At 69.5% G+C, this 15,396-nt stretch carries 18 protein-coding genes; 8 read left to right on the top strand and 10 right to left on the bottom strand.

The genetic code is table 11. The features are described 5' to 3' along the window. On the bottom strand, positions 1–197 hold a 197-nt coding region (locus tag Q1K70_RS08230; protein WP_300157736.1), incomplete at its 3' end, for a glutaredoxin domain-containing protein. A gap of 111 nt (positions 198–308) precedes the next feature. Between Q1K70_RS08230 and Q1K70_RS08225 the strand changes: the two genes are divergently transcribed. Continuing rightward, entirely contained in the window at positions 309–758 is a 450-nt protein-coding gene (locus tag Q1K70_RS08225; RefSeq protein ID WP_300157734.1) for a metal-dependent hydrolase, read from the top strand. Positions 759–767: 9 nt separating this feature from the next. Here Q1K70_RS08225 and Q1K70_RS08220 read toward each other — a convergent pair whose 3' ends face one another. Beyond that, positions 768–1,559 carry a transporter substrate-binding domain-containing protein gene (locus Q1K70_RS08220; RefSeq protein ID WP_300157732.1) on the bottom strand — a complete coding sequence of 264 codons (792 nt, stop codon included), beginning with the start codon at positions 1,557–1,559 and terminating at the stop codon, positions 768–770. 202 nt (positions 1,560–1,761) lie between these two features. On the opposite strand from Q1K70_RS08220, the gene Q1K70_RS08215 reads away from it, so the two are divergent. Beyond that, positions 1,762–2,742 carry a chemotaxis protein gene (locus Q1K70_RS08215; protein WP_300157730.1) on the top strand — a complete coding sequence of 327 codons (981 nt, stop codon included), beginning with the start codon at positions 1,762–1,764 and terminating at the stop codon, positions 2,740–2,742. A gap of 119 nt (positions 2,743–2,861) precedes the next feature. Here the strand turns inward: Q1K70_RS08215 and Q1K70_RS08210 are convergent, their stop codons facing one another. The 7 genes from Q1K70_RS08210 to Q1K70_RS08180 all read right to left on the bottom strand — a co-directional run bounded on the left by Q1K70_RS08210 (position 2,862) and on the right by Q1K70_RS08180 (position 9,220). After that, entirely contained in the window at positions 2,862–3,626 is a 765-nt protein-coding gene (locus Q1K70_RS08210) for an N-acetylmuramoyl-L-alanine amidase (protein WP_300157728.1), read from the bottom strand. A gap of 41 nt (positions 3,627–3,667) precedes the next feature. After that, positions 3,668–4,399, bottom strand: coding sequence for a hypothetical protein (locus Q1K70_RS08205; protein WP_300157726.1), 732 nt, complete (start codon positions 4,397–4,399; stop codon positions 3,668–3,670). A 139-nt stretch (positions 4,400–4,538) separates the two neighbouring features. After that, positions 4,539–4,832: an MTH1187 family thiamine-binding protein gene (locus Q1K70_RS08200; RefSeq protein ID WP_300157724.1), complete on the bottom strand. Its 294-nt coding sequence runs from the start codon at positions 4,830–4,832 to the stop codon at positions 4,539–4,541. Between the two features lie 17 nt (positions 4,833–4,849). Further along, positions 4,850–7,210 (bottom strand): penicillin-binding protein 1C, encoded by a 2,361-nt coding sequence (gene pbpC / locus Q1K70_RS08195; protein ID WP_300157722.1) that lies wholly within the window; start codon positions 7,208–7,210, stop codon positions 4,850–4,852. After that, complete coding sequence (locus tag Q1K70_RS08190; RefSeq protein ID WP_300157720.1) at positions 7,189–7,977, bottom strand: response regulator; 789 nt, start codon at positions 7,975–7,977, stop codon at positions 7,189–7,191. Before Q1K70_RS08190 ends, pbpC begins: the two co-directional genes overlap by 22 nt. 78 nt (positions 7,978–8,055) lie before the next feature. Next, positions 8,056–8,703 carry a FlgO family outer membrane protein gene (locus Q1K70_RS08185; protein ID WP_300157718.1) on the bottom strand — a complete coding sequence of 216 codons (648 nt, stop codon included), beginning with the start codon at positions 8,701–8,703 and terminating at the stop codon, positions 8,056–8,058. Between the two features lie 13 nt (positions 8,704–8,716). Then, positions 8,717–9,220: a hypothetical protein gene (locus Q1K70_RS08180; RefSeq protein WP_300157716.1), complete on the bottom strand. Its 504-nt coding sequence runs from the start codon at positions 9,218–9,220 to the stop codon at positions 8,717–8,719. Positions 9,221–9,456: 236 nt separating this feature from the next. Here Q1K70_RS08180 and Q1K70_RS08175 point away from each other — a divergent pair, with 236 nt between their 5' ends. From Q1K70_RS08175 to Q1K70_RS08150, 6 genes are all read left to right on the top strand, one after another. Further along, positions 9,457–9,834, top strand: a complete 378-nt coding sequence (locus Q1K70_RS08175; RefSeq protein WP_300157714.1) for a desulfoferrodoxin — start codon at positions 9,457–9,459, stop codon at positions 9,832–9,834. 3 nt (positions 9,835–9,837) lie between these two features. After that, positions 9,838–10,350: a ferritin gene (locus Q1K70_RS08170; protein WP_300157712.1), complete on the top strand. Its 513-nt coding sequence runs from the start codon at positions 9,838–9,840 to the stop codon at positions 10,348–10,350. An 88-nt stretch (positions 10,351–10,438) separates the two neighbouring features. Further along, positions 10,439–12,118 (top strand): 2-oxoacid:acceptor oxidoreductase subunit alpha, encoded by a 1,680-nt coding sequence (locus tag Q1K70_RS08165; RefSeq protein WP_300157710.1) that lies wholly within the window; start codon positions 10,439–10,441, stop codon positions 12,116–12,118. A 9-nt stretch (positions 12,119–12,127) separates the two neighbouring features. Further along, positions 12,128–12,967, top strand: a complete 840-nt coding sequence (locus Q1K70_RS08160) for a 2-oxoacid:ferredoxin oxidoreductase subunit beta (RefSeq protein ID WP_300157708.1) — start codon at positions 12,128–12,130, stop codon at positions 12,965–12,967. Between the two features lie 83 nt (positions 12,968–13,050). Further along, positions 13,051–13,818, top strand: coding sequence for a SagB/ThcOx family dehydrogenase (locus Q1K70_RS08155; RefSeq protein ID WP_300157706.1), 768 nt, complete (start codon positions 13,051–13,053; stop codon positions 13,816–13,818). Further along, complete coding sequence (locus Q1K70_RS08150; RefSeq protein ID WP_300157704.1) at positions 13,815–14,162, top strand: cytoplasmic protein; 348 nt, start codon at positions 13,815–13,817, stop codon at positions 14,160–14,162. The genes Q1K70_RS08155 and Q1K70_RS08150 overlap by 4 nt, the downstream gene beginning before the upstream one ends. Positions 14,163–14,244: 82 nt before the next feature. Here the strand turns inward: Q1K70_RS08150 and glpX are convergent, their stop codons facing one another. Beyond that, positions 14,245–15,228: a class II fructose-bisphosphatase gene (gene glpX, locus Q1K70_RS08145; RefSeq protein WP_300157702.1), complete on the bottom strand. Its 984-nt coding sequence runs from the start codon at positions 15,226–15,228 to the stop codon at positions 14,245–14,247. Positions 15,229–15,396: the final 168 nt, after the last annotated feature.

The following is a 15,396-nucleotide window of genomic DNA, read 5'->3' as shown; positions in this document are numbered from 1 at the left end:
TTCTCGATGTCGAAGGCGGTGTAGGCGATGCCCTTGGAGTCGAAATAGGCCTTGGTCTTGGTGCAGTAGGGGCACCAACTGGTGACGAAGTTTTCCACCTTGGGCGCTCCGGCCAGGGCGGGCGCCTGGGGGGCGAGCAGGGCGGCCAGGAGGGCCATGGTCAGGACAAGGGCGGTCGGGAGAAATTTGGCGGGCATTTGGGGTCCGGGGGTTGGATGTTGCGTTTGCCGTGGTGGTAGCCATGGCCGGGGGCGGCGTCAAGCGGGGCCGCCTTGCCAGGGCCGGGCCGTGATGCTAGGAGGCGGCCCATGCCGGGTTTCAAGACGCACATCGCCGGCGCGGCGGCGGTCACCGCCGGGGCGCTCGGCGGCGCCTACTGGCTCGGCGCCTACCGCCCCAGCTTCGAGACCATGGTCTGCCTGGGGCTTTTCTCCATCCTGGGCGGGCTTTTCCCCGACGTGGACACGGACTCCAAGGGGCGGCGTTTTTTCTACGGCGCGGCCCTGGTGGTGGACGCCGTGCTGATCTTCCGGGAGCAGTACCGCGTCGCGGCGGTGCTCGGGTTCTGCGCCCTGCTGCCGGCCATAGGCTCCCACCGGGGCTGGACTCAGTCCTGGTGGGCGGCCCTGCTCATTCCCGGCTCCGTGCTGCTCGCGCCCATGCTGCTGCTCGGCCTGCCCTGGAAGCCGTTTTTCCCCTACTACCTGGCCACGGTGCTGGGCTACTTCTCCCACCTGCTGCTCGACCGCAAGTTCTAGCTCCTTCGATCAATGCCGCTGGGCCAGGAGGAACCTGGCCTGGTCCGCGGTCTCGCCCATGAATTCCTGCACTGCGGCGTCGATGCGCGCCATGGTTTCGGCGGGCACGGTCATGTCGCACATGATATGGCGGGTGACGCCCTCTGGCGCGTCGGCCAGGGGACAGGCGCGCACCGTCCGGCCCAGGGCCATGTCCCGGGCCATGCGCCAAGAGAATTCCTCGGGTTCCATGAGCACGGCGTCCAGACGCCCCTTGGCCAAAAGGGGCAGGAGCAGTTCGGGATCGGAAAAGCGGTGCAGCCGTTCCTCTGGGACCGTCGCCAGCAGGGCGTCGGCTCGGGGACCGTAGGAGAAGCCGTTGCGCAGGCCCCAGTGGTCCTTGGCCGCAAGGAGCCCGGCCAGGGCGGCGTTTTGCGGGCAGGCGGCCGAGGTTGCGCCCAGGGCGGCGATGAGCGGCTTGTTGCGGTAGATGGGGGCACTGAAGCGGGCGAAGTCCCGGCGCTCCGGAGTCTCGAGCCAGCCCACGGCGCAGGCGTCGACGTCCAGGGCGGCGAGGGTGGAAAGGACGCGGCCGGGCGGCATTTCCCGCACCACGTAGGCAAGGCCGGCCCGGTCGAGGACGGCCATGGCGTTGACGAGCAGGAAGCCGCCCGCCGGCCGGCCGCCGTCGAGCAGGTAGTAGGGCGGTCTGTCGAAGACCAACAGCGTCAGCGGCGGACCGTCGCCCGCCGACGCGATGGCGCGGCAGCACGTAACGGCGACCAGCGCCGCGCAAACGCCACGGAAAAGACATTGCGGCATGACGTTCATCCCGAAGAGACGGCAATACATAACAACGCCCCCTGGCAGGACTCCAAACCCTTTCATGCCGCCATGGCCGCACGGCGTCAAATGGAAATCCTTCCAACGCGGCCTTGCTTTTTTTCATGGCGACGGCATAGACTTTCATGGCGTCGCCTCGAAACGCATCGCCCGTCACCAATCCTTCCGGAGCCCAGGCATCATGAGCAACACGAACATCCTTCTCGAATCCGGCACCAATGAACTGGAAATCGTCGAATTCTACCTGGAGGAACCCACGCCCTCGGGCAAGACGTACGTCGGGTATTACGGGGTCAACGTGGCCAAGGTCCTGGAGATCATCCGCCTGCCCAAGGTCACGGAAATGCCGCAGACGCCGCATCCTTGCGTGCTTGGCACCTTCAACCTGCGCGACAAGGTGGTGCCCCTGGTCGATCTGGCCATCTGGCTCGGCAAGGACCGCTCCGACAACGCGTCCGACAAGGTGGTGGTGACGGAATTCAACAGGGTGGTCAGCGCCTTTCGCGTCTCGGGCGTCACGCGCATCCATCGTTTGAGCTGGGAGCGGATCGAGCCGCCGAGCATCCAGGTCCAGACCTATTCCGGCAATTCGGTCACGGGCGTGGTCCAGCTCGACACGCGGGTGGTCTTCATCCTGGACATGGAAAAGATCGTGGCCGAGCTCAATCCCGGCCTGGCGCTCAAGGAGCTCGACGAGGAGGTCTTCGTCGAGCGCCGGAAGGAACTGCCGGACAAGGACATGACCTTCAAGGCGCTCATCGCCGACGACTCCACCACCATCCGCCGCATGATCGGCACGTCCCTGGAAAAGGCCGGCTTCGAGGTGACGCGCACCATCAACGGCCGCATCGCCTGGGACCAGCTCATGGAGTGGAAGGAGGCCTCGGCCAAGGAAGGCAAGCCCATCACCGACTACGTGCACATCCTGGTGTCGGACATCGAGATGCCGGCCATGGACGGGCACAGCCTCACGCGCAAGGTCAAGGAGGACCCGGTGCTCAAGCAGTTGCCGGTGATCCTTTTCTCTTCGCTGATCACCGACAGCCTGCGCCACAAGGGCGAGGCCGTGGGGGCCGACGACCAGGTGTCCAAGCCCGAGATGCTGCAACTGGCCGAACGGGCCCGGGCCCTGGCCTGGGAACGCCTGGCCGCCGCCGTCTGAGCGGAGGCGTTTCCGACAAGCCCCCGCCGTCTCTGTCCCCGGGAGCCACGTCCGCGGACGCCGGCCGCAGAGGATGCTCCCCGTTTTCCCACTTTTTCCGGTGCGTTGCGAAGCCTGCCTCAACGCGCCTTTGGCGCGGCGCACCACGACACGACCGCCCGGGCCATGGCCCGGGCGGTTTTTTGCTGGCGCTCGGCCCCGGACAGGGCCAGTTCCTCGTCGCGGTTGACGATGACGCCGGCCTCGATCAGCACGGCCGGCATGCGCGCGCCGGCCAGCACGGCCAGGCCGTCGTAGCGGGAGACGCCGACGGTAGCATCCACCAGGGGGCGGCGTTCGCCCGGGATGTCGGCGGCGTGGTGGCGGGTGAAACTGAGCCCGGCTCCGGTCAGCTCGCGGCCGATGGCCTTGGCCAGTTCCAGGCTCTGGGCCGCGTCGGGGTTGCGCTGGGAATAGAAGACCGAATAGCCGGCGAAGCGGTCGCAGTAGCGCCGGGCGCGTCCGTCCACGGTCCAGGTTTCGAGAAACTGCGGCTGGACGGAGTCGTGGTGGACGGAAAGCAGCAGCCCCGCCCCGGCGGCGTTGGCCCGGGCCGCCCTGGCGGCCGGGGGCAGATCCTCGCCCTTGGGATCGAGGAGGGAGGCCTTGGGAAAGCCGGCGGCGCGCAGGGCGGCGACGAGCTCCTTGGCCAGGCGCAGGTTGAAGTCGTATTCGGGCACGCCCCGGGAGCTGGTCGCGCCGGGGATGCCCGGCCCGTGCCCGGCGTCCACGGCCACGGCCAGGGCGGCCGGCCGGCAGCGCGGTCCGGCCGTGTCCGCCGCCTGGGCGACGGACGCGGCCGGGAGGAGCAGGCAAAGGAAGAGAAGGGCGACGCTTGGGCGCATGACGCGTGGGGCCTGCGGCCGGAGCGGGGCCGCCCGGCCGGTCAGGCCAGCTTGCCGGCGTCCTTGAGGGCGGTCTTGAGCCCGACTTCCTGGAGGTCTTCGGGCGCGGTGAGCAGCAGATGCAGGAACTCGCCGGTATTGTCCGAAAGCCAGGCGTCCTTTTCCAGGGTCTCGACGAGGCGCAGGCGCTCGGCGCGCTTCTCCGCCGGCTGGCCCTTGTCCGCGTCCAGGCGGTGCTTGAGGTAATGGGTAAAAAGGCTCGCGCCGAAGACCGACGCCTTGGGGTCCAGGCTCACGAACACCCGGTGCAGGTCGTCGCGGGTGCGCTCGGCGGCGATGCCGCGCAGGAAGCGCCAGGGGGCGTTGCCGCTGGCCAGGGAGGTCCAGAAGTAGCGCAGCTTGTAGAAGCGCTTGCCTGCGGCGAAGACCCGCTCCAGGTCCGTGCCCGTGCAGATGCCGTCCACGCAGCCGGCCAGGGCCCGGCGGTAGGGCAGTTCCACGGCGGCCACGATGACGTGCCACAGCAGGTAGACGTTGATGAGCGTCATGATGAGGATGCTGCTGCTGCGAAGGCTCGGATTGACGTCGCTGGCCCAGTTGAGGAACAGGTAGATGAAGATGAAAAGCAGCACGGCGTAGCGCAGGGCGTTGGCGAAGATGTGGGCAAGCGACCCCATCTTCCAGTGCAGCCGCAGCATCAGGGCGAGGAAGGCGAGGAAGACGACGGTCTGGAAGTAGATGCTCATGTCCATTTTCGCCAACTGATCGAGCATGGCTCACTCCTGGGCGTTTGCGTGGTGGGTTTGGCCCGGGCCGGGGCGTTTCCCGGCCGGGCCGCGGCTGCCGCTTGTCGCAACGGTGTAACGCCGGCGCGGGGCCTTGGCAACGGTCGCGGTCCGGACCGGTCGGTTTCTACAGTTTTTCCTCCACGGCCCGGACTTTGGATTGAAGCCGTCCCGACGGGCCGTCGCGCAGGTCCACGCGGATGACCACGTGGATGCGGTGGCAATCCTTGGCCAGGGCGTCCTTGCACCGGGTCACCAGGGCCATGACCTCGTCCCATTCTCCCTCGACGCTGGTGGACATGGGGGAAAAGACGTAGGGCAGCCCGCTCTCCTTGATGATGCGCACGGCCCGGGCCACGTACTCCGAAAGGCTGTCGCCCTTGTCCAGCGGAAAGATGGAAAAATCCAGCACGGCGCTCATGAGGCGCTCCTCCTTGTCTATTCGACGCCCACGGTCACGGCGTCGGTGCGGCCCAGGTCGTCCACGCACACCACGCGGTGGCGGCCCGGGGCCGGTTCCCAGAAAAGGCGTTCGGCCGGTCCGCCCTGGGCGGCCAGCTCGCCGTCCACATACCAGGAAAGCCGGCGGCTGTCGGCAGGGGCGGCGGCGGTCAGGGCGATGCGCTGCAGCGAGGCCGGCACGTCACGCCGAAAGACGTAGGGCGTGGCCGGACTCGGCGAGACCACGCGCGGCCCGGGGCCCGACGGCGCGCCGCAGCCCGGTTCGGGCTCGGGCGGGGCCTCGAAGGGGATGCCCACCGCCCGCCAGTAGGACACGAGCTCGGCCGGGTAGCGGGCCACGACCGCGGACACGGCCTGGTGCGCGTCCAGGCAGTCGGCGGAAAGGGCCCGGCCCGAGGCCGCGTCCACGAGCTGGCGGCGGTGCACCGGGCAGGGGAGAAGTTTGGTCACGCCGGGGATGATCCTGGCCGTGACGTGCCGTGGGCAGTCCGGGCCGGCCAGTTGGCGGCTTTCGGCGCAGACCTCCACCTCGCGGATGTTGAGCCAGGCCGGCATGGCCAGGCGCGAGCCACGCGGCTCCACGGCCCGGAAGAGCTCGAACAGGACCGGCCCGGCGTGGACCGCGCCCGAGATGCCCTTGACCGGCGTCCCGTCCATGTTGCCGACCCACACGGCGATGACCCGGTCGGCGCTGTAGCCCACGGCCCAGGCGTCGCGGTGGCCGTAGGAGGTGCCGGTCTTCCAGGCCACGGCCGGCACGGCCAGGGCGCGTTCCCAGGAGGTGGGCAGGTCCGGCCGCTCCACCTTGGCGAGCATCTCGGTGACCAGCGCGCTGGCCTCGGGGGAGTAGAGCCGCGTGGCCGGACCGGAAGGCGCGGCCAGGAGCAGCCGGGGCGGCCGGTGCTCGCCGCCGCCGGCCAGGTCGGCGTAGGCGTCGGCCAGGGAAAGAAGCGTCACCTCGCCGCCGCCGAGGACCAGGGACAGGCCGTAATGCTCGGCCGGCCGGTCCAGGCTGGAAAAACCCTCCCGGCGCAGCTGGTCCAGGAAGCGCGTCGGCCCGACGTCGCTTAAAAGCCGCACCGCCGGCACGTTGAGGGAGGCCGCCAGCGCCTGTTCGGTGGTCACCCGGCCACGGTAGAGGCCGTCGTAGTTCTTCGGCTTGTAGCCGCCGAAGGCCGTGGGGACGTCCAGGAGCTGGCTTTGGGGAAAGACCAGGCCGGCGTCCAGGGCCATGGCGTAGAGGAAGGGCTTGAGCGCCGAGCCGGGCGAGCGGCGGATGGTCGCGCCGTTGATCTGGCCGAAGCGGGCGTCGCCGAAGAAGTCCGTGGAGCCGACCAGGGCCAGGACGTCGCGGCTGGCCACGTCCAGGACCACGGCGGCCACGGCCCCGATGCCCTGGGCGGCCAGCGCGCTCTTGCGGCCGCGCAGCACGTCGGCCACGGCTTTTTGCAGCGACGGGTCCAGGGTCGTGTCCACGCGCACGGCCTTGCCCGCCGCCTCCCTGGCCATGTCGCAGAACTGCGGCGCGATAAACGGCGGCTCCAGGAGCTTTCGCGGCACGGGCGCGGCCATGGCCTCGGCCGCCTCCTCGGCCGTGACCACCCCGAGCCGGGCCACGCGGGCGAGCAACGCGTCGCGGGCCGCCTTGGCCCGGGCGGGATGGCGTACCGGGTCCAGGGCGCTTGGCGCGCGCGGCAGCACGGCGAAAAGGGCCGCCTCGGCCAGGGACAGCCGGTCCGGGGTCTTGCCGCAGTAGAGCAGGCTGGCCGCGCCCACGCCCACGATGTTGCCGCCGTAGGGGGCCATGTTGAGGTAGCGCTCGAGGATGGCTTCCTTGGACAGCCGCCGCTCCAGGGCCAGGGCGGCCAGGGCCTCGCGTCGCTTGCCGGCCAGGGTGCGTGCCTTGGGTTCGGCCAGCCGGGCCAACTGCATGGTGATGGTGGACCCGCCCGAGACCACGCGGCCGGCGAGCAGGTTCGAAATCGCGGCGCGGGCGAGCGACAGGGGGTTGACCCCGGGATGGCGGTAGAAGTGCCGGTCCTCGGCCGCGACCACCAGGCGGGGCAGGATGGGGGCCACGGCGGAAAGCCGGGTGGGAAAGCGCCAGGCCTCGTCCGGGGCGAGGTAGAGCCGCAGGGGCGCGCCGTTTCGGGCCGCGATCACGACGGCTCCCGGCGGGGAGAGCACGGCCAGGGGAAAGGGCGGCGCGGCCGTGGCCAGGCGCAGGACGACGGCGGCCGCCAGCAGGAGGGCCAGGCCGGCGGCGGCCGGGACGAGACGGCGCAGCGGGCGGCGTCGCGGCAGGGCCGCGTTGTCTAGTTCCCTGCCTTGGCGCACAGTTCGCGGTAGTTGGTGAGGATCTCCAGCATGTCCAGCTGCTGGTGGACCCGGCAGATGCATTCCTCGGCTTGCACGGGCTTGACCAGGAAGTCGTTGGCCCCGACCTTGAGGAACTTGACGGTCTGCGCCCCGCCTTCGGCGGAGACGCCGATGACGACCAGCTTGTCCTTGGGCCAGGTGGCGCGCAGTTCCTCGATGAACCCGAACCCGTCGAGGTTCGGCATGTTGTAGTCCGTGACCACGAGGCTGACCCCATCCTCCCGGCGCAGCATCTCCAGGGCCTGCCGGCCGTCCTCGGCCTCCAGCACCTGGAGGTTGAGGTTGGTCAGAAGCCGGGTGAGGTGATGGCGGAAGAGTTTGGAGTCGTCCACCACCAGCGCCTTGACGAACTGGTTCTTGTACAGTCGCTCGATGAGCCGCTCCATGGCCCCCATCTCGGACATGTTCTTGACGAAGTAGTCCACTACGTTCTGCTCCAGGAGCTTGCGGCGCACCTCCTCGTCGAAGGTGGCGGTCATGACTACCGAAGGGATGCCGAGCGAGGTGGCCAGGGGCACGATGCCGCCGTCCTCGTCGTCGGGCAGGTTGCGGTCGAGGATGGCCACGAAGATGGCCTCGCGCTGCTGCGTCATGATCTCCCTGGCCTCGGCCAGGGTGTGGGCCACCAGGGTGGGGAAGGGCGTGGCCTCGGCGATGTGCTGGCTGATGATCTTGGCCTGGACGCGGCTGTCTTCCACGACCAGGACGTGGCGCAAGTCGTTCATGGTTCCATCCTCATGCTCTCAAAGACATGGCCGGAGCATAAGAGATGGGGCGGCCGGTGGCAAGCCGGCCGCCGGGAATCACCAGTGCCGGGCCATGGAGTAGGGGATCATCTCCCGGCGGAAGGTCTCGGGATCGACGGTGGAGACCGTGGGCGCGACAAAGGACGTGCCCGGGCCGCCGAGGGCCCCCACCGTGGCGTCCATGGGCAGGGTGCGGTTGGCCGCGGCCACGATGTTGTTGTTGCGGGCGTCGATGACCTCCATGGCGAAGCGCACGCCGCCGGGCGTGGCCACGTAGGTGCCGGCCACGACCAGGGTGGCCGTGGCCCGGCTGGCGGCCAGGGCGCGGGTGTCGCGGGTCAGGACGAACTCGCCCTGGCCTCGGCTCGTCATGATGTCGCCGGCCTTGCGGATCTCCTGGACGTTGTACCCCAGCGCCACCAGGGCCGTGGACAGCTCCTGGCCGAAGAGCCGGGACAGGGGCGTGGCGCGGCTCAGGTCGCTCATGTCCGCCGGGGTGGTCACCACCACCCAGTACAGGCCCCGACTGTTGTCGCGGGTGTACATGCCAAGGCGCGGCACGAGCTGGCGGTCGAGGTCCGCGGCCAGGGCCATGGCCACCTCGGGATACTGCGGCTGGGGCGGCGGCGGGGTCGCGCCCATGAGCAGCGTCGCCAAGGCCAGGCCCAACAGCGATGCGGACAGGACTCGAAGCGTGTTCTTCATGACGGCCTCCTTGTCATTGGGCCGGCTTGGGCGCGGGTTGGGGGGCCGGTTGCGGCGTCTGGGCCGGAGCCGGGGCCGGAGCCGGGGCGGGCTCGGGCGGGAATTCCACGGGCGCGGGTTTCGGTGCGGCCTGGCCCTTCCGGTCGCCGGAAGCCGGCGGAGCCGTGGGGGACAGGGGGGCGTCCAGGGGAACGATGGATTCCGTGGGCGGCTCGTAGCGCTGCTCTAGCTTGGGGCCGGCCGGGGCCTTGGCCCGTGGCGCGGGAGGCGTCGGCACGGGCGGGGCCGGGCGTTTGCGCGGCTTTTTGGCCCGATGCCGCCGCACGGGCGCGGGCTTGGGCGTAAAAGGCGTGGGCGGCGTGTTGGGCGTGGGCGGCGCGTCGATGTCGCGGATGGGGATCTGCGTCGGCAGCGGAGCCGGCGTGCCGGCCCGGGCCGTGTCCACGGGCTCGACCAGGCCGGCGGCCAGGACGAGGCCGGCCAGGGCGCAGGGCAGCAGTTTTCGGGCAAGGTGCATGGCGTTCTCCATGGCGGCCCCATGGGCCTCCTGTCCCTGTCATCGGCCGCTTCGGCGAATACTTTACGGCGCGGCCTCCACGGATCGAAGCGTCCGGCTTTGCCCGGCGCGGGGGTTGCGCAAAGGAGCGAGAAGTGGTTTAGGAGATGACAAGGTGTCGCTCGCCCCGCGCCCTGGTTCTCCCCGGCCGGCCCGCGCGTGCAACGATCATCGGGGATCACAAGGAGTACTACGACATGGCTGAGCTACTGGAAATCTACAAGTGCGAAGTGTGCGGCAATATCGTCGAGGTTCTGCATGCCGGCGAGGGCGAACTGGTCTGCTGCGGCCAGCCCATGAAGCTCATGACCGAGAACACCGTGGACGCCTCCAAGGAGAAGCACGTTCCGGTCATCGAGAAGACTGCCGACGGCTACCTGGTCAAGGTCGGCGCGGCCGCGCACCCCATGGAAGAGAAACACTACATCGAGTGGATCGAGCTGGTGGCCGACGGCAAGACCTACCGCAAGTTCCTCAAGCCCGGCCAGGCCCCGGAAGCGACCTTCTGCATCAAGGCCGAGAAGGTCTACGCCCGCGAATACTGCAACATCCACGGCCTCTGGAAGAAGGACTAGCCCATGCTGTCGCCGACCATGGTGAAGGCTCTCAACGACCAGGTGCATTGGGAGCTCTATTCCGCCTACCTGTACGTTTCCATGGCCACCTATTTCGAGGACAAGGGCCTCATGGGCTTCGCCAACTGGATGCATGTGCAGGACCAGGAAGAGAAGTTTCACGCCCAGAAATTCTATGACTACATCGTGGAGCGCGGCGGCCGGGTGATCCTGCAGGCCATCGAGGCGCCGCCCCATGACTGGGCCTCGCCCCTGGCCGTGTTCGAGGAGGCCCTGTCCCACGAGGAGGGCGTCACCGCCCGCATCTACAAGCTGATGGACCTGGCCCTGGAGGAAAAGGACCACGGCACGGCCTCCTTCCTCAAGTGGTTCATCGACGAGCAGGTGGAGGAGGAGGCGAGCGTCGCCGACGTCATCGCCAAGCTCAAGCTCGTGGACCAGACCCCCGGCGGGTTCTTCATGCTCGACAAGGACCTGGCCGCCCGGGTCTACGTCCCGCCGACCACCGCCGCCTAGGCAGCCCGCGGCGTCAGCCGTACGTCAACCCCCGGCCGTCCGCGCCAGGCGCGGACGGCCGTCCTTTTGCCGCAAGGGAGCGACAAGCATGGGCGCATCCGCAGTCAACATCGTCATCGGCGGCGAAGCCGGCCAGGGGCTCGTGACCGTGGGGGAATTCCTCTCCCGGGCATTGGTGCGCGCCGGTTACGCCATCGTCGTCACCCAGGACTACCAGTCCCGCATCCGGGGCGGGCACAACACTTTCGCCATCCGCGCGGACAGCGCTCCGGTCGTCGCGCCGACCGAGGGCATCGACCTCCTCGTCGCCCTGTCCGCCGAGACCCTGGACATCCACAGGAGCGACCTCACGGACCGGGCCCTGGTGCTGGCCGACGCGGCCCACGGCCTGGCCGGCCTGCCGGGGCTGGCCGTCCCCTACAAGGAGCTCTGCCCCAAACCGCTGTACGAGAACATGGCGGCGCTCGGCGTGCTCGGCGCGCTGCTCTGCCTGGACCCGGCCTGGATCACCGGGCTCATCGCCGAGAAGTTCGGCAGGAAAGGCGACGAGATCGTGGCGGCCAACAGCCAAGTCTTCGCGGCGGCCATGGACTGGACCATTGCTCAGAAGGCCGCCTTCGCCTGCCTGCCCCCGCCCGAGGCGCGCGGCAGGCGGGTCATGCTCCACGGCAACGATGCCATCGCCCTGGGCGGGCTGGCCGCGGGCGTCGATTTCTGTTCGTTTTACCCCATGACGCCCGGCACCTCGGTCATCCAGACCTACATCGACCACGCCGACCGCATGGGCGTGGTCTGCGAACAGGCCGAGGACGAGATCGCCGCCGTCATCATGGCCGTCGGCGCGTCCTATGCCGGAGCCCGGCCCATGGTCTCCACCTCGGGCGGCGGATTCGCGCTCATGGTCGAGGGCGTGAGCCTCTCCGGCATGCTGGAGACCCCCGTGACCATCGTGGTGGCCCAGCGCCCCGGCCCGGCCACGGGGCTGCCCACCCGCACCGAGCAGGCCGACCTCGACCTGGTCCTCTCCGCCGGCCACGGCGAGTTTCCCCGGGCCATCTTCGCGCCGGGCAGCGTGGAACAGTGCTTCCACCTTTCCTACCGGGCCGTGGACGCGGCCGAGCGCTTCCAGTCGCCGGTCTTCATCCTCACGGACCAGTTCCTGGCCGACAGCTTCCGCGACGTCGCGCCCTTCGACCTGGACAGCCTGCCGCCCGTGGCCCGGCCCCTGACCGCCGTGCCCGACCCGGCCGGCTACGAGCGCTACGCCGTGACCGGCGACGGCGTGTCGCCGCGCCTGATTCCCGGCTTTTGCGAAGCCACGGTCGTCCTCGACAGCGACGAGCACACCCCGGACGGCCACATCACCGAGGACCTCGGCGTGCGCGTGACCATGCAGGACAAGCGCATGCGAAAGCACGACGGCCTGGCCAAGGCCGCCTTGCCGCCGGACGTGTACGGCGATCCGGACAACGCGACGCTGCTGACCTGCTGGGGCTCGACCCTCGGCGCGGCCCTGGAGGCGGCGCAAGCGCTGCGGGAAAAAGGGGAAAAGGCGGCGGTGCTGCATTTTTCCCAGGTCTGGCCGCTGACCCCGGACGCCTTTATGCCGGTGCTCGGCCAAGCCCGGCGCACGGTCATGGTCGAGGGCAATTTCGCCGGCCAGCTGGCCCGGCTGGTCCGCCGCGAGACGGGCTACGTCTTCGACGGCCGGGTCAACCGCTACGACGGGCTGCCGTTCACCGCGGCGTACATCCTCGAAAGGCTGTAGGAGGCAGGCATGGTCACAGCGCAAGACTACGGCGAGTTCGAAACCGCCTGGTGCCCCGGCTGCGGGAACTTCTCCATCCGCAAGGCCGTGGTCAAGGCCCTGGTGGAGCTGGGCCTGCCGCCCCACAAGGCGGTCTTCTCCACGGGCATCGGCCAGGCGGCCAAGGCCCCGCACTACATCCGCGTCAATACCCTAAACGGCCTGCATGGCCGCTCCCTGCCGGCGGCCACGGGCATCCGGCTGGCCAACCCGGAACTGGCCGTGTTCGCCGAATCCGGCGACGGCTGCTCCTACGGCGAGGGCGGCAACCACTTCCTGGCGGCCATCCGGCGCAACGTCGACATCACCTACATCGTCCACGACAACCAAGTCTACGGCCTGACCAAAGGCCAGGCCAGCCCGACCACGCCGCAAGGCCAGCAGACCAAGACCCAGCCCCACGGCGCGCCGTCGGCCGCCTTCAACCCCGTGGCCGTGGCCGTGACCATGGGCGCGTCCTTCGTGGCCCGGGGCTTCGCCGGCGAGATCGACCACCTGGCCGGGCTCATCGCGGCCGGCGCGCGCCATCCCGGCTTTGCCCTCATCGACGTGCTCCAGCCCTGCGTCTCCTTCAACAAGGTCAACACCTACGCCTGGTACAAGGAGCGCTGTTACGCGCTCGGCGACGACCACGACCCGACCGATTTCGGCGCGGCCATGGAGAAGGCCAGGCAGTGGGGCGAGCGCATCCCCATAGGCATCCTGTGGAAAAGCGACCGGCCGGCCTTCGGCGCGGGCGCGAAAGCGCCGCTCGCCACGCGGGAGCCGGACATGGGGGCGTTGCGGGAGATTATCGAAGGGTATGCGTAGGTTGGAGAGGAAAGAATGCCTCCGGCGGCCAGGCGGGGGCGAGGCCCCCTCCTGGACCACCCCATCTGGGGGAAGGAGACGGGATGCGGTTTGATTTGAAGTTTTTCCTGAAGGACACGGTGCGCAAGATGGTGGACTTTTCCACCACGGCGCAAAATAGGGGACTGCCCGCGCCGCCGCTGCAAAAGCCGTATCCGCCAGGGGCGGCGCTCGTACCCCTGCCCGGGCCGGGCGACGGCTGGCCGGGCGTCGCACCCGTGTCCCTGGCCGAGGCCGTGGCCAACCGCCGTTCGCGCCGGGTCTTCGACGACGCGCCGCTGACGCTCGCCGAACTGGGCTTTTTGCTCTGGGCCAGCCAGGGCCTGCGCAAGGCCCCGGGCGCGTCCGGCTTTCGCACCGTGCCCTCGGCCGGCTGCCGCCACGCCCTGGAAACGTACCTGGCCGTTTTTCGCGTGGCGGGGCTCGCCAAGGGCCTTTACCGCTACCTGCCCGTGGAGCACGCGCTGCTCCTTAAAGACCAGCCGGACGACCTCGAGGCGCAAGTCTCCAGGGCCGCCTTCGACCAGCGCTTCACGGCCCGGGGCGCGGCGACGTTTTTCTGGACCACGGTTCCCGAGCGCATGGAGTGGCGCTACGCCGAGGCGTCCTACAAGGTCATCGCGCTGGACGCCGGCCACGTCTGCCAGAACCTGTACCTGGCCTGCGAGGCCGTGGGCGCGGGGACCTGCGCCGTGGCCGCCTACGACCAGGAGGCCTGCGACGCGCTTTTGGGCGTGGACGGCGAGGCGGAATTCACCGTGTATCTGGCCCCGGTCGGCAGGGTCGCGGCCGGGAAGGGAGGCGAGCCGTGAAGAAAGTGGCGCTCTTCGCGTTTAAGGGCGATCTGTCCTGCTTCGTCCATGTGCTCTTAAACGCGTTGGACTTCCTGGAGAAAGGCTACGAAGTCAAAGTGGTGCTGGAGGGCGAGGCCACCAAGCTCGTGGCCGTCCTGGCCAAGGCGGACAATCCCATGCACGCGCTTTTCGAGAAGACCAAGGGCCTGGGGCTGTTCGCCGGCGTCTGCCGGGCCTGCTCGCACCAGCTCGGCAGCCAGGAGGCGGCCGTGGCCGAGGGATTCGCCCTGCTCGACGACATGCACGGCCACCCCGGCATGGCCCCCTACGCCGAAGACGGCTACACCATCCTTATTTTTTGATTCCGGCCTTTTCCCATCGAGGGGGTCCGGGGGGCATCATGCCCCCCGGCCGCCGGAGGCATCTTCCTCTTCATCTTCCCTTCTAATCATACTTCACCGCGCTGATTTCCATCAGCTTGTCCAGCCGGATGCGCGTTTCGATGCGGCGCATGGTGCCGGTCTTGCCGCGCATGACCAGGGAGTGGGTGACGGCGTGGGTGCCGGTGAACTGGACGCCTTCCAGGAAGGTGCCGCCCGAGATGCCGGTGGCGGCGAAGTAGGTGTCGTCGCTTTTGACCAGCGTCTCTTCGGTGAAGACGCGCGTGCAGTCGATGCCGGCCTCGGCCAGGGCCAGCTTCTCGTCTTCCGACTGCGGATCGAGCCGGGCCAGCAGCCGGCCGCCCAGCGCCCGGATGGCGCAGGCCGAGAGCACGCCCTCGGGCGTGCCGCCGGTGCCGAGCATGACGTCCACCACGTTGTCGGGGTCCACGGCCATGAGCGAGCCGGCCACGTCGCCGTCGGTGTGCAGCTGGATGCGCGCGCCAACGGCCCGGATGTCGGCGATGAGCGCCTTGTGGCGCGGCTTGTCCAGGACGAAGACCACCAGGTCGTCCACGTCCTTGCCGAGGGCTTTGGCGATTTTTTTCAGATTCTCGCCCACGGGCGCGTCGAGGTCGGCCACGTCCCTGGCCTCGGCCGGCACCACCAGCTTTTGCATGTAATAGCTCGGCCCGGGGTTGAACATGGAGCCGCGAGGGGCGATGCCGACCACGGAGATGGCGTTGGGCCGGCCGTAGGCCAAGAGGTTCGTGCCCTCCACCGGGTCCACGGCCACGTCCACCGCATGGCCCTGGCCGCTGCCCACGCGCTCGCCGTTGTAGAGCATGGGGGCCTCGTCCTTCTCGCCCTCGCCGATGATGATCATGCCCTCGATGGGCAGGGTGTTGAAGGAAAGGCGCATGGCGTCCACGGCGGCCTGGTCGCCGGCGTTCTTGTCGCCGCGCCCGAGCCAGCGCGAGGAACTGAGCGCCGCCGCTTCCGTGACCCGTACCAGATCCAAGCCGAGATTTCTGTCCGGCGCTTCCATGGAGGCTCCTTTGTGGGAAGAGGGGGAGGAATGGGGGGGGGGGGGGGGGGGGGGGGGGGGGGGGGGGGGGGGGGGGGGGGGGGGGGGGGGGGGGGGGGGGGGGGGGGGGGGGGGGGGGGGGGGGGGGGGGGGGGGGGGGGGGGGGGGGGGGGGGGGGGGGGGGGGGGG

This window comes from Solidesulfovibrio sp. (genome assembly GCF_029978005.1).
Classification (GTDB): domain Bacteria; phylum Desulfobacterota; class Desulfovibrionia; order Desulfovibrionales; family Desulfovibrionaceae; genus Solidesulfovibrio.
Note: the sequence above shows the minus strand (reverse complement) of the source record. Positions and strands in the feature narration are given on the sequence as shown.